Source organism: Yersinia proxima (assembly GCF_902170785.1).
Taxonomy (GTDB): domain Bacteria; phylum Pseudomonadota; class Gammaproteobacteria; order Enterobacterales; family Enterobacteriaceae; genus Yersinia; species Yersinia proxima.
The window spans coordinates 321,323-336,449 of record NZ_CABHYG010000004.1 but is presented as its reverse complement, the minus strand read 5'-3'; the positions used below and the strand labels follow the sequence as shown (position 1 = coordinate 336,449).

Genomic DNA, 15,127 nt, shown 5'->3' with positions numbered 1-15,127 from the left:
TGCGGTTTGGGGTGACAATCTTATTCCATTAGCTTTCAGTAACCGGCTTAGGTATCACATTCGATGATTCTTTCATGCCAAGAGGGTTGTTCCCCCAGCACTGCTCATACTTCCAGCCGGTGAGCTCTTCCGCCACTGCTCTGGCATGAGCCGGAATATCAGCCATAGCGCCGCCACTTTTAATCCGATCAATTTCTTCCAGCAGGATCTTATGATTCTTACGGTCCAGTTTCATCTGCGTGGTGTAATAAATAGCGACCAGCGCCAGTGAGACAACCCCAATGGCAAAGACGCCGACAATGGCTTGCACCGCCACTTCCGGCTGGCTCGATTGCCCAGAGACAAAGCCAAAGCGGCTTAATGTCCAGCCCATCGCGAAGACGATAATCGAACGCACCATCTTACCGGCAAACGTCATGGCTCCAGCATAGATCCCTTCACGACGGCGGCCAGTCAGCACTTCGTCCACATCCGCCAGGAAGGTATAAACCGTCCAGGGAATGTAGTAGATACCGCCAGTACTTAAACCGAAAACAGCAGTGATGCAGAACAGCACAATCACGGTGGTGGTCTGAGACCAGCCCGTGAAGTAGAGTGCCGCATAGGCAATCACGCTCACAATCACGACTTGTAGAGCAATACGGAACGGGCGTGCAAAGCCCATTTTGACGCAAATACCGATAAAGATAGCGGTAGAAATCAACTGCATGATTGAACTGAAACTATTGAGCTGAGAAACCAGCGCGGCATCCTGACCTAAACCGAAAATAATAAAGTAGGTGAATGCAGATGCGAACAGCCATTCAGCACCAAAGCCGAACAGATACATACCCAGATGTTTGCGGAAAATGCGCAGATGGAAAGTTGAGGCCATATCAATACAGAGTTTTTTCAAGGCCTGACCTAAACTGCTGGTCGTTTCCCTGACGACTTCGCTGGCCGGGCGCTCCCAGGATGAGCTGTAAAGCCAGATCATGGCGCAGCACATAATCAAACCGTAAGCGATACCGGTATAGAGGAAAGGTGTTGCTGAATCTTTGCCATAAATAGCAATAAACTGGCCGGGGATAAAGGCCGCCAGGAAGTTGGCAACTTTGCCGAAAATGGCTTTAGAACCGGTCAGTTTCGAGCGTTTGGCGAAGTCGGTTGTCATCTCGGTAGCCAGTGTTTCATAAGGCACCATGATGGAAGTGTAAATCAGTTCAAACAATGCGTAGGTCAGCAGGTAATACCAGAAACCAAACCCGCTCATCCAAAGCATTGGATAGACCAATACCAGAGGAATACCTAGCAAGATAAAGAAACGTCGACGGCCAAACAGGCGGCCCAGCCGAGTATTGTAAAAGTTATCAGTGATATAACCCATTACCGGGTTGCTGATTGCATCGAGAATACTGGCGATTGAAAAGATAGTGGCAGCTTCGACGACAGAAAGTCCGCAAAAGGTGGTGTAGAAATACATCAACCAGGCACCGCTGATTGCCAGCGCCCCACTCCCCAGTAAGTTGGCGCTCCCATACGCCAGTGTGTGTCTTGTTGTAATCGCTTTACTCATTTTTACCGCCACCTCAAATTAAAACAATGTTTCATTAATAATGGATAATTGTTTTCTTTATAAAGGTACATCGTTTTTAAAAATGAGTGATTGATCACGAAAAAGGGTTTTGTGGCCTGAAATGGCGCGTATTACAGTAAAAGTTGATATGAATCAAATTAGTGGTGGGTGGGAATATTCGGTAAAAAAACAAAATATCCATAAGAATACGAATGAGTGATAATGCACGCTTGCGGCAATCATGACCGTGATAGGTGTGGCAAGATTTTAATCAGTCGCCTGAAATATCATCATCAGCATTAAGATTTGTGGCTCGCTGTGCTCAGATATCAATATTGGGCATGTGGGGGCGGTTACGGGCATGGCCCATGAATATTTCTGGCTGCAGCAGTGGCTGGCAATGAAGGATGTAAAATGGCGAAGAAAAACCCTTACTATGATGCCAGTAAGCCACATCACACTGAGTTTGGCTTCCAAAATCTGGAGCCAGTGGTTCACCATCCACAAGATTTGAAACGCTGGCGTGAGGAACGAAAGCGTCTGTCATTACCTAAACCTCCGCAGCAAGGTTACGCGCAGTTTGTCGCGGACTGGTGGCAGCAGGCAGACTTCAGCGGCCAGCAAGATGCATTGTGGTGGCTGGGCCATGCTTCGTTATTATTACGCGTTAGCGGCAAAACTGTTCTATTTGATCCGGTGCTTTCCAATCGGGCTTCACCTCTCAATTTTTACGGGCCAGCCCGCAGAACACCGGTTCCGGCCAACGTAAAGGCCTTGCCACATATTGATGTGGTGGTGATTTCCCATAATCATTATGACCATCTGGATGTCACGACCGTCACCCAGTTATTGCGTCGTTTCCCCGACGTGACCTTTTTGGCTCCGCTAGGGCTGAAAAATTGGTTCCTGCATCACGGTGCTCGCCATGTTCACGAATTGGATTGGTGGGACACTCATCTCGCGGCTGAATTTGAGTTTCATTGTGTGCCCGCACGCCATTGGAGTATGCGCACACCCTGGGATCGCAACCAAAGTTTATGGTCAGGTTGGGTGGTTAAACGCGATGCAATTAATTTCTATTTCACCGGCGATACGGGGTATTGCCCGCAATTGCTGAGCATTGGTGAAAGATTGGGGCCATTTAACTATGCCGCTTTACCGATTGGTGCATATGCCCCGCGCTGGTTTATGAATGCGCAGCATATGGACCCGCAGCAGTCAGTACAGTTATTTAAGCAATTACAACAACCTACGACGGTGCCTATCCACTGGGGGGTGTTTGAGTTGGCAGATGAATCACTGGATGAGCCGCCACAACAATTGAAGCTCGCATTAACCGAGGCCGGCGTTGCGGGAGATAATTTTGCACCGCTTAAAATTGGTGCGCGGATATTACTTGAATAGCGTTGTATTTCAGCGGGTTAAAGGTCACCCGTTGAAATACAACGAAAGCACATGCTATTGAACTGGCGCGCTAGATTCTGAATTGGTTGACAGCACTGGTCAAATCAGCCGCCTGAGCTTGTAATGCTGCAGAGGCTGCGGTCGATTCCTGCACTAATGCGGCATTTTGTTGCACCATCGTATCTAATTGCGTCACCGCACTGTTTATCTCATGAATACCCCGCATTTGTTCATCTGCGGCGTTAGTGATTTCTGACATTATTGTCGTGACATCAGATACACTGCCCACAATTTCAGTCATGGTGTGACTTGCCTGGCGCACCTGACCAGAGCCAGAGGCGACACTGCTAACCGTCGAGTCAATCAGGGTTTTTATCTCTTTCGCCGCTTGCGCACTCCGTTGGGCTAAGGTGCGAACTTCCCCTGCGACTACCGCAAATCCACGCCCTTGCTCGCCAGCCCGAGCCGCTTCTACCGCTGCGTTCAGGGCCAGAATATTGGTCTGGAAAGCAATACCATCGATAACACTGGTGATATCGCCGATTTTGCCCGAAGCAGCCTCAATAGATTCCATGGTAGTAATCACTTTAGCGATAACCTCGCCACCACGAGAAGCATCATTAGCCGCAGAAAGCACCGCTGTATTGGCTTGTCTTGCCGCACTGGCAGACTGTGCCACGGTTGCTGAGATTTGTTCTAATGCCGCCGAGGTTTGTTGCAAACTGGCGGCGGCTGATTCTGTTCGGCCCGACAAATCCTGATTACCCGCTGCAATTTCATTAGCGGCAATACTGACAGACTCGCTGGTATTACGAATTTGCGCCATAACGCCACTGAGCTTGTCAGCAAAATTATTGAATGAAAGGGCTATTTTGGCCACTTCATCGCGACCTTCGACCGGTAAGCGCTGAGTTAAGTCTTCCGTACCTGAACTGATGGCATCCATCGCTTTGTGTACATGTGTCAGTGGTGTCAGCGCACGCTGCGTAATCAGACTAATAATGACTACAGCAATTAAGATAATGACAATCAGAGTCACCAAAGAGGTGGTTAACAATGAACGCATACCCGCAGTGGCATGGGCTTTATCCAGAGCGACCACGGTAAACCACTGAGTGCCGGGTACAACTTGCGCGAGCAATAACTTAGTGCTGCCACCGATCTCTGCGGCGGTAGGGGAGGTTGCAGTTAGCAGTGTTTTAAGATCCAATGTTGGCGCTATCTCACTCAACGGCTTAAGGGTTAACTGTGAATCTGGGTGTGCGATGATGGTGCCATCAGCATCAATTAACATACCAAAGCTATCATCCGTTGGATGGATGGATTTCACGTTCGCAATTACGCTATCCATAGTGACATCGGCTGCTAACACGCCTTTCACACTGCCATCTTGAATAATAGGCAATGCAAAAGTCACAACTAATTGATTAGTCCCTGCATCAATATAAGGGGGAGTCACCACCGGGCTACCCGCTTTCACTGCTTGTAAATACCAAGGGCGCCCGGTGGGATCGTAGCCAGCAGGAATACCATCAGGATTAGAAAAAACGGCCGTCTTATTTGCGTAACCAATATAAACGTTAATGAAGTTGCCAGCCGCGGCAACCTGACGTAAGGCTGCAATAGGGTCCGCTGCCAGTGCGCTCTCTTTAAGAGACACGATCATTTGTGTCTTCATCGCTACCCAATCGGCAATTCCCACCCCATGACTGGCGGTGACCGCCTTCAAGGTGTTATCGATTGCGCTACTGTTATATTTGTTGGCAACGGAGTAATTAAAGTAAGTGTTAATGGCAAGGGAGCCCGCCACAATGATAATGCAGGCAGCCAAGATACGTGAACGAATGGAATCAAGCATAGAGCGTCCTAAATAAAGGGGAAGGCGTAATTCAAGTAACGGCTTGGCTGAGATAAACTTGAGCTGGGTCACAGTAACAAACTGTCATTAGTGCCCTATTGTTAATACTTCTTTATGTAACAGTAACGGGATGGAGGTTTTTTGTTGATAGTGATATCCAATAAAAACAGAAACTTGGATATTACTTTAGGCTAAACTAAGTGGTAAAAATTAAAATAAAGTTGAAAAAAATAGTGACATTTAAAGTGAATAATCAGCATCAATTTCGCTGAAATGGGGCTTTTCATCCTGCCTGGATCCTGACGGACAGTACTGTTGGTTTTTAAATCTCGTTCTGGGCACTGCACGTGGAATGATTAGAAACGCGGCGATAACACCTGTTGGGCCTTCGCTTCGTCAGAAGGGATATTGGAGCATAAAGTTCGGCAGTAACTGCGTATCTGCAATGGCAAACTGCTCATATAGTTTAATGTGTTAATTATTACCCGGTGGCATATAACAGGCATAGCTATAGTTCAGTAAATATCCAGTTAGTGACCTTGTTTTAAAATGGAGATTATTTTATTTAATAATTCATCATTGGCATGCTTTTTATTTAAATGTACCAGATTGGATATTTTCCCTTCCGGAATGAAATCGCACTTTACCTCCCTTATAGGCAACGTTTTTTTCAGTAGCGCAAAATATATGCGAGGGATAAACATCAGAAGATCATGGTTAAGAATGTTTAAAATCATGGTGACTGGAGATTCGCTCATTACGTCAGGATCCTTCGAGCGTAAATCTTTTAACTCATTGAAATTGTTTAATAATATTGTTGAATTAAAACGTGAAAAATGTGCAATAAAGGGTTCAATTGCAAACTGTTTTTTCGTTATGTGATCACCTACGGTTCCATGATTATTACGACATATCAACATATAATCCCAATCAAACAAAGTGTAAGAGATAATATTTCTGTCGCCCGGAATAATCAATCCAATGTCTAAGTCAATCTCTTGCGTGCGTAGCCGATGGCTTCGGTCTTCTGCATTGATGACCGAATATTTAAATTCTACTGTACACTCTTCTGGGACAACCCCACTATTTAGCAAACGATCTGTTATCCACAGTTCAGTTAAGGCATCTGCGCGTATATATATTTTACGTGCCGGACTGATAGCTTCTGAATCTATATCCAAGGCTTTAAGAATATTATCGTGAATTAGCTTGAATTTTACATAAAGATTGAGTGCAAGTGCTGTTGGCTTAACTCCGTGCAAACTTCGAATGAATAGAGGGTCTTTGTAATGTTCGCGAAGTTTCTTGACTGCATAGCTAACCGCTGATGGCGCGACATCCAGTATTTCTGCCGCGCTGGCCATGCTATTGGTCTCGACAATTGTCACCAGAAAACGGATTAAGTTGTTGTCAAATTTTTCGGGGGAAGGTAAGGCCATCCTGAGTTTCCAGAAGAAAATGTTGTTCAGAAAAGTGTAGTTCAATAAATTTTTGCATGAATACATTTCTGTTCATTCATTTTTGTTGTGAATGTTTTTGTGGTTAACTGTCCCTGTCAATCAACAACCCTTAATGAGCGTTTCTTACCAGACTACACGGCACTGAGGTCCCGACCAAAATCATAAACTGTATTGTTTAAGACTAACCTTACTATCCGTTACATTTAATTAACCTGTAATGGTTGTACCGCGGGTTTCCTAAATTAATTATCACAAAATTCGGTGTTTCATCTCTATACATACTAATGGTGTGGCTTTCAATTGTTCATGCAATTCATGTTTATAGGTGAAAATAAGTGTTTTGTTCTTCTCTTCATGAAAAAACGAAATTATCTGTTAACTTAAGTAATTTCCAGATGCTAGTTATTTACTCTTTTAAAATCGCTTTTTTAGCGGGAAATATATTTATTTATTATATTGCAGCTTAAGACTTCAAATTTAACATGTTTAAAACATTCATTATCGGATCTTCTCAGTGGATTACGAATTTTTGGACTTTATATAGAATGCACTAAGTTGGATTTAATGTAGAAAGTGATTTCTAAATGAGCAGGGCATTAATTATGTTTAGGTCAACTTTTGGTTTCTTGATAAATGACAATATTCAGGTGGATATCCATCATCGCAGAATTATTAAGTTACGCATGGATGAAGCTAAGAAATCGTATGCACTTAACGTGAGTATTATTGCAGTAAAAGATCTCCATATGATGCTATTAGCATATTTATTGGCAAATGGTCGACAAAACCCAGTTAAGCGGGACGATATTCTACGAAATGTCTGGGATGAAAGAAACTTAAAATCTTCAAGTCAAATCCTTTGGACAACATTAAAGGATCTAAAAACAGAACTGGCTCTGGTTGGCCTTGATGATGATTTTATTACCAGTGAAAAGGGCGCCTACTACAGTATTAATGCGCACAAAGTGTTGGCGCTTTACGTCGGTACTTAAAAATTAATGGGAGTGGCTAGCAAGCTAAAATATTACTGAATTACGAATTATTTATAAACAGAAATATAAAACCAGTATTTAAATATTGGCTACGTTATCCATTCCTCAGTGGCAGCCTAAATATGTATTAAATTAACTGGTTTGTTTAATGAAAACCATTAAAACATTGAATTAAATTTAACTTAAATCACTCTCATTTAATCAAGATTAGGTATATATGAACAAATTTTATAGAGTTATATGGAATGCAACGCTTGGCCGTTATATCGTTGCATCAGAACTAGCTCAGGGAAAGGCGAAAAGTAAATCATCTTCTATCGGTACAATAATATCCGATATTATTTTTTCACGCAAAGTACTGCTAACTTGTATTCTGTCAGCACTTGCAATGGAAAAAAGCACTGCTGCAAACAGTGAAGTTGGATTTTATACACCTTCAGACTCAGCATATTCTATTTATACCAGCCCAATAACCTTGACCCAAGGTGGCAGTGGCGGTTTTGCAAACATCGCCAGTGGTGATAAAGGTTTTAATATCGTGACGCTGCAGCAGGCAGCTAGTCTGGGTTTGATATCTACAGGGAGTGAATATATTTCTGATGGAGCATTTCTCATTGGAAGTAAAAGTCAAAGTATTAGTTACACAGATCCTATTACGCAAAATAAAGAATCAATAGCCGTTTATGATAATGATCAAATGTCTACTTTTACCCTGGCTACGTATGAGGCACCACTTAATTATGCTGTCGGAAATAATGGTCAATACGTTGATAAAAAACTAATATCTGTTCAATCCGGTGGGATAGTCGATGTTAATGTAGGATCCAGTGGTGCCGATTGGACTACAAATATTGCAAATAAAGTTAATGTTATAATGAAAGGAACCCAGGCAGGAGTTACTACTTCTTCTGTATTTGATGTCAGTGGTGCTGGGATACTTAATTATAATGCTAAAACGGTTGCTAGTTTAGGTAATCGTAACAGTACCGAAGATGGTGGTTATACCGCTTATTTCAATAGTGGTTTTAGCGGCTTGGTGCATAGTAGTATTGGTGATTTTGTTGTCAATAATATTCAGGATTTCAAAGTTTATAACACTGCGCTACAAACAGCGATAGCGAATGGCACATTAGATCCCCTTCAGTATGATACCGAAATTAATAAGGGCTATCAGCAGACCATCAAACAGATTGTGATAGACAAACAAGTTGCTGATCCGAACGATGCAGTTAACATTCCAATTGATAGAGAACGCATTGCATTTATTCGTGCCGACGGTGCTGATGCTCAGGTTAATATTAACCGTGATGCGAATATTGAATTACACAACTCTGATGCCTCTTTAATAAGTTTACTCAATGGCGCGACGCTGAATAATTTAGGCACACTTGGTTCAGCTGCCAATACATTATATGGTGCATACGTAATTTTAGCTCATAACAGCAATGTCAATAACGTTGGTGTAATTGATGTCGGCACTAACCCAGAGATGAGTAACTCCATCAGCAATGTCGGGATTGGCAGTCAATTTGGTATTAATTCCATCGGCAATACCAAAATTCTTAACGATGGTGTCATTAATATTGCACCTCGTCAGGACTATGCAGGTTCTATCGGTGCTCTCCTCTCTGATACTAGTTCGCTTATTAATAACGGTTCTATCAACATTGCTGCGGCCACGCAGCCAAGCCATGTTAATGGCGCTTTCAACGCAACAGGTATTATTGTTAAGGATGCTGCCATTTTTGATAATAACGGTGATATCTATATTGGCCGTCTGGCACAACGATCTGTTTTGGACCCCACGGCTGATGTTGCTGTTACCTCACCAGGGACGTTGGGAGTAAGCCTCAGTAATGGTGGCGCTTTCACTAATAATGCTACAGGTATCATGACTATCGGTAGCCTTGCTCAAGGGGCAACGGCAATACAGGTGAAAGGTGAAGATTCTGTTGTCACTCAAAGTGGGATCATCAATGTTAATGGGAATGCTGTTGATATTAATAACTCCTCACAAAAGAACATTGCTATTGATGTCTCTGACGCGGCACGTCATGTTGAAAATAAAGGCACTATAAATCTTAACGGCATCAACTCAATTGGCTTAAAAGTCTCTGTGGGAAGCGAAGCAACTAATAGCGGTAATATTATAATCAACCAAGGTGTTGATTCTCTGACCCAAACAGCGAATTACGGTATCTGGTCTGAAGGCGTTGGGGCTATAACCACCCAATCGGGAACAGTAGTACTTAATGGGAATGGCGCTATTGGCATCCATGCGCGTAACAAGGGCATGGTGAGTTTGGAGGGTAATAGCGAGGTAGAATTCTCCTCTGGCGAAAACCAGATTGGATACTTTATCTATAGTGCGGGTTCGTCAATCAACTCTAAAAGCACCCGCGAGCAGAATGTCTCCACCAAAGGCTCAACGCTGTATCGCATAGATGGTGGTTCCTCATTTGTAGGTAGTGTTGACAGTATCTCTAGTATGAAAGCCAGCGGTGAAAACAGCACCATCTTGCTGGTTACGGGTAAAAGCGATGACGGCAAAACTATTAGTAAATTAAACACTGGAAAGATGGTTCTCAACGTCAATGCTGAGGGTGCCACTGCAGTAAAAGTTGAGGGTGGGGCGCAGGGCGTACTGGATCAGGGCGTGCTGTTGGCGTTGACGGCAAAAAATGCCACTGCGGGCATTGTGGATGGTCATTCAACTACTATTACAGGAGCCCCAGGCACATCCGGAGCTTCACAGCTAACTTCCTATGCAACGCTTGATAATTCTAATGCCGCTAGCGATGCCATGGGCTATATCGCTCGTAACAAAGGCACGCTAATTCATAAAGGTTCGCTGATTTTTACTGCTGAGAACAGCACCGGCGTACTGGTCGATGGCGGTAATCTGGAGAACAGCAGTGAAATCACCGTGAATGGGATAGCCATTGATATTATTGGTGGCGATTCGAAGGTGGCCAACACCGGTACAGTTAAAGCAACTAGCGGAACGGCGGCTTATCGCCTGAAGGATGGTGCCTCTCTTGCGCTTAGCGGGCAGGGCACAACTATTGCTCAGAATGGTGCGCACGGCGTGCTGATTGATGTTCCCAGTTCGACTGCGACTGCGGTGTCTGAACTAACGGTAACTGATGCCACTATCAGCGTGACCGGTACGGGAAATGCCATTGAAAACGGGGCGGAAGTTGCCGGGATTCGTCTGGTAAATGCAAAACTTAACGTTGATCAAGGTGCGGGCATTCGTAGCGGAGCGGAACTCGGAACGTCCAACAGTGGTGTTATCACGGTCAGCGGTTCAGGCGCAGGTATTGTGCTGAAACATGCAAATGGCTCATCCTCCACGTCCGATCTGAATCTGCTGGACTCAGATGGCCTGACCATCAATGTCACGGGCGCGAACGGGACAGGTATTATCACCAATACCAGCGGCGAGGTGAAAAACGGCACCGCTATTAACGTGACGGCTAACGACGGAGGATCTGCGCTGGTTGTGGGGGGGACAACGACTAATGTAGTGCAGTCTGGGAAACTGACTTCCAGTTCTACAACGAAAGAAGTGGTGAATCTGAATAACGGCAAGGTCAGTACCTTCACCAATAATGCTTCTATCAAAGCGAACAGTTCAGGACAGATAGCCGTTGCGAGTAATTCTGGCATTGGAATGATTTTCACTAACAGCTCTGGGGCCAGTATTGTTGGTAAAGTTAACCTCCTGACAGGGGATAACATCGTTAATCTTCTCAGCGGTAGCACCGGTACAGATTTTTATACCGGTGATGGGAACGATGTTTTTAATCTGAAGAACATTCAATCCAATGAAACCTCTATCTTCACTTCATTAAATGGGGGAACAGGGGAGGACGTGTTAAGTCTGGATAACTCGGTGTATGTGCTTAAAAATATTAACGCATTGACGGGTTTTGAAAGCATTAACCTCACCAATGGTTCTATTTTCACTGAAGAAAATACCTTGCTGGCATTGGGAGATAATGCCAATGACTCAACGGGCACGGTATTTAATATTGATGCGAACAGTGTTTTGGCCCTGACGAATACAGCTGGCGTGGCTTTTCGAAGCCATTTGAATGGGACGGGGACTGTTAAAGCAGACCTGTCGAATCAAATTTTTAGCTTTACCGACAATAACAAAGAAGATGCTTTTGCCGGTACGCTCGATCTCTCCAACAGTAAGCTCGGGCTTGATGGGATTAACACTCAGGCGCTTAAAGCCGCGAATCTGAAGCTCAGCAACGGTAGTGTAGCCACTCTCGGAGCGGGTCAACAAAATATTGGTGGTCTGGTATTCAATGGGGGGACCGCTAATTTTGGCGAGCTGAATCCTGGTGTCAAAGAAGCCAGCAATATGATTCATACCGCAAATACGCTGGATATCAGTGGGCAGGGTGTAGTTAAGGTTGCGCTGAATGGCGTCACTAATAATAATCCGCAGCCAGCCGACCATCTTTCCCTGATGGAGCAGGACGATGCACAGACGTTGGTGAAAATGGCGGATAGTGCTGGTGTAATCACCGGCAGTGGCGGCAACCTGACACTGAAAGATAGTCATGACCAGATAATCACAGATGCCGTGGTGGTGGATATCACCCAGGCAGGCGAGACGGTAGCGAAAGGCACCTGGGATTATCGTCTGACCAGCGGCGATAAGTCCGATGGCTTGTATATCAACTATGGTCTCAAGCAGGTTGAGCTTTTAGCGCAGGGAGCCGATGCGTTAGTACTTAATGCCAACGGTGCAAGTGGTGCGGCAAGTGATCTCAGCGCCAAAGTGACGGGGACGGGGGATTTACATATCGACACTGGCTCCAGCACTGTTTCTTTATCTAACCAGAATAACGATTATTTCGGCGAGACGGTGGTAGCGAACGGAACCCTGGCACTGGGTAATGACAATGTGCTAGGGCAGACCAACAATCTGCTGATTGAAAGCGATGCCAGAGTTGATACTCAGGGACACAGCCAGAAGGTTGGGGCGCTTAATACCAGCACTGGTAGCCAACTCACCCTCTTTGCGGGCAGCGAATTGACAATTACGGGCGCTCAGCGCAGTGCTGGAAATCTGGATGGTGGCACGATTAGCGCCGATACCTTGGTGGGCAGTGGCAAGCTAATCATCGATCCGGGCGTGGTGACGGTGAATGGTGCAAACAGCAACTATACCGGGGATGTCATGCTTAAAGGTGGCTCGCAGGCGGTGTTGAGTAATGTCTCAGGCTTAGGTAATAGCGGTCTGGTTACGCTAACCAATAAAGAAGATCACTTAACGTTTGCGAAGCAGATCGCCACCGACGCGGTAGCAGTTGGAAATATAGGCAAACAACTGGCGGGTGCCGGTACAGTGGAAGTGAAAGATGGCACGGACATTACTCTTACCGCTGATAACAGTGCTTTCAGCGGTGAATTCCAGGTAGACAACGGCAGCGATTTACGTGCATCTGCAACTCAGGTTTTGGGCGAGGCAAGCGTAGTTAACAATGGCTCCGTATATTTGACCGCCGATAACGACTGGGAACTGACGAACGTCGTTACGGGCAGTGGCTATCTGGAAAAACTGGGTAGCGCGACGCTTATCGTGAATCGTGATCTGACTTATACCGGTGACACAAACTTGCGAGCAGGGCGTCTGGTGCTTGGCGACAATGCTGCGGCGAGCGGTAAGATTTCTGGTAACGGCATGGTAAATATCGCTTCTGGAGCTATCCTGGGGGGGAATGGTGAAGTTACTGGTAGAGTGAATAACTTCGGCATACTTGCGGCATTGAACGCATTAAGTGGTTATGAAAGCCAGCCTGTCGGTAATTTAACTGTTGGAAATCTTAATAATAGCGGTGAAATTAAGCTGAACGGTTCGGCGGCGGGAAACACCTTAACTATTCGGGGTAATTATGTCGGTGATAATGGTCTGTTATCACTTAACACTGTTCTGGGTGATGATAATTCTCTAACCGATAAGTTGGTTGTGAAAGGCGATACCTCTGGCTACACACGTGTGCAGGTGAATAACCTGGGCGGCAGTGGCGATTTGACCAGTAAAGGTATCGAAGTGGTGCAGGTCGAGGGCAAGTCTGGTGGGGACTTTACGCTTGAAGGTCGTGCCGTAGCCGGTGCGTATGACTACTTCCTGAACAAGGGACCGGCGCAGGATGGCAACTGGTATCTGCAATCCCAACTGTCAACGCCGATTGCCCCTATTCATGTGATAATTCCTGTTTACCCGGATGAACCTATTGTGCGTCCAGAAGCTGGGGCATATACGGCGAATATCGCGGCGGCAAACACGATGTTTGTTACCACACTACATGACCGCCTGGGTGAAACAAACTACGTGGATATGCTCACTGGGGAAGAAAAAGTCACCAGTATGTGGATGCGTAATATCGGTGGGCATAGCGCATTTCGTGACAACAGCAGCCAGCTAAAAACCCAGAGTAATCGCTATGTGTTGCAGATGGGGGGTGACATTGCTCAATGGGGTGAAGCAGGCGCTAATCGCACTCATCTTGGCATGATGGCGGGCTATGGTAGTAACCAGAGCAATACTCGCTCATCGGTGACCAAGTACAGTGCTGATGGTTCCGTTAATGGTTACAGTGTTGGGATTTACGGCACTTGGCTTGAAAATGAGGCGGAGCATAGTGGCGCATATGTTGATAGCTGGGCGCAGTACAACTGGTTTAACAACAGTGTGAAAGGGGATGACCTGGTATCGGAGTCCTATAAGTCTAAAGGGGTTACTGCTTCGGTTGAGACAGGTTATACCTTCAAAACCGGTGAGTTTAAGGATAGTGAAGGCAGGATAAATACTGTTTACGTGCAACCTCAGGCTCAGGCTATCTGGATGGGCGTTAAAGCTAATGAGCACACCGAGACTAACGGTACGAGTGTGGGTTCGCAAGGCGATGGCAACCTGATGACTCGTCTGGGGGTAAGAACTTATTTCAACGGGCACAATAAAATTGATGACGGCAAAAACCGTGAATTCCAACCTTTTATTGAAGCAAATTGGATCCATAATACTAATAACTTTGGTGCGACGATGAACGGAGTGTCTTCTTCAATGGATGGTGCGAAAAACATTGCTGAAATTAAGGTTGGTGTCGAAGGGAAGATTAATAATAACCTGAATTTGTGGGGCAATGTGGGCACTCAGGTGGGTGGTAAGGGTTATAGCGACAATGCTGCTATGATTGGCGTTAAGTATAACTTTAAATAGCCTACGGCATATTTGAGGGGAGGGTTTTCTCCCCTCAAGCTGCTGACAAACCTCGACAACTCGATTTTGCAAGGTGAGGACAGGCAAGGTGAGGACAGACAGAAGAGTAAAACGTCCGTGCCAGGAATGGCGAGGATCGAGCCATTAGGAGGACGCTTGTTTTAACAAAAGAAGTATGACGTCTTTATGATTTGCTTGTTTTTACCGCTAAAGCCTTAAGACCCTGTAGCAGGTGCAATCATCGACAGAAGTTTCATAAAGTTTTATCTACAGTAGTCGCTGCTGAATTTCCCTGTTCATGGCAAAGAATTATAATGAAACAATGTCTATGAATTGTACGTATTAAGACTCATAAACCAGCCATTCATCAGCTTCATCAAACATTTCTTCAACCAAGCGGTTTAACACTGACTTTTCTTGTTTATTTGCATCAGTATTAATACCATTGGCTTGCATTGGTTTAACTTTCACTTCTGCACCTGGAAATACCCGATGCACTCGTTTGGTTAGCTCAGCTTTAATCAGTTCGGCGGCGTTGGCGAGGCCAGCGACATTCCGTTTATCATAAATTAATTCAACTCGCATGACTTCTTCCCTCAATAAATTAGCTGT

At 45.2% G+C, this 15,127-nt stretch carries 7 protein-coding genes and 1 pseudogene; 4 read left to right on the top strand and 4 right to left on the bottom strand.

Annotation, left to right across the window (positions count from 1 at the left end; all coding sequences use genetic code 11):
* Positions 1-28 precede the first annotated feature (28 nt).
* Entirely contained in the window at positions 29-1,555 is a 1,527-nt protein-coding gene (locus tag FTB31_RS03470) for an MFS transporter (RefSeq protein WP_050077963.1), read from the bottom strand.
* A 414-nt stretch (positions 1,556-1,969) separates the two neighbouring features.
* Between FTB31_RS03470 and FTB31_RS03465 the strand changes: the two genes are divergently transcribed.
* Positions 1,970-2,959: an MBL fold metallo-hydrolase gene (locus tag FTB31_RS03465; RefSeq protein ID WP_050077961.1), complete on the top strand. Its 990-nt coding sequence runs from the start codon at positions 1,970-1,972 to the stop codon at positions 2,957-2,959.
* A gap of 70 nt (positions 2,960-3,029) precedes the next feature.
* Here the strand turns inward: FTB31_RS03465 and FTB31_RS03460 are convergent, their stop codons facing one another.
* Positions 3,030-4,817, bottom strand: coding sequence for a methyl-accepting chemotaxis protein (locus FTB31_RS03460; protein WP_077173857.1), 1,788 nt, complete (start codon positions 4,815-4,817; stop codon positions 3,030-3,032).
* A 530-nt stretch (positions 4,818-5,347) separates the two neighbouring features.
* Entirely contained in the window at positions 5,348-6,256 is a 909-nt protein-coding gene (locus FTB31_RS03455) for a LysR family transcriptional regulator (protein WP_050077957.1), read from the bottom strand.
* Between the two features lie 605 nt (positions 6,257-6,861).
* On the opposite strand from FTB31_RS03455, the gene FTB31_RS03450 reads away from it, so the two are divergent.
* The 3 genes and pseudogenes from FTB31_RS03450 (at position 6,862) to FTB31_RS03440 (ending at position 14,515) form a co-directional block, all read left to right on the top strand.
* The gene (locus FTB31_RS03450; protein ID WP_077173859.1) at positions 6,862-7,269 is read left to right on the top strand and encodes a hypothetical protein; all 408 of its coding nucleotides are present in this window, start codon (positions 6,862-6,864) and stop codon (positions 7,267-7,269) included.
* A 217-nt stretch (positions 7,270-7,486) separates the two neighbouring features.
* Positions 7,487-7,582: pseudogene (locus FTB31_RS21555) on the top strand (ESPR domain-containing protein); the annotation flags it as partial.
* A gap of 75 nt (positions 7,583-7,657) precedes the next feature.
* Positions 7,658-14,515 (top strand): autotransporter outer membrane beta-barrel domain-containing protein, encoded by a 6,858-nt coding sequence (locus FTB31_RS03440; RefSeq protein ID WP_227731230.1) that lies wholly within the window; start codon positions 7,658-7,660, stop codon positions 14,513-14,515.
* 342 nt (positions 14,516-14,857) lie between these two features.
* Here the strand turns inward: FTB31_RS03440 and FTB31_RS03435 are convergent, their stop codons facing one another.
* Entirely contained in the window at positions 14,858-15,100 is a 243-nt protein-coding gene (locus FTB31_RS03435) for a DinI family protein (RefSeq protein ID WP_050077950.1), read from the bottom strand.
* Positions 15,101-15,127: the final 27 nt, after the last annotated feature.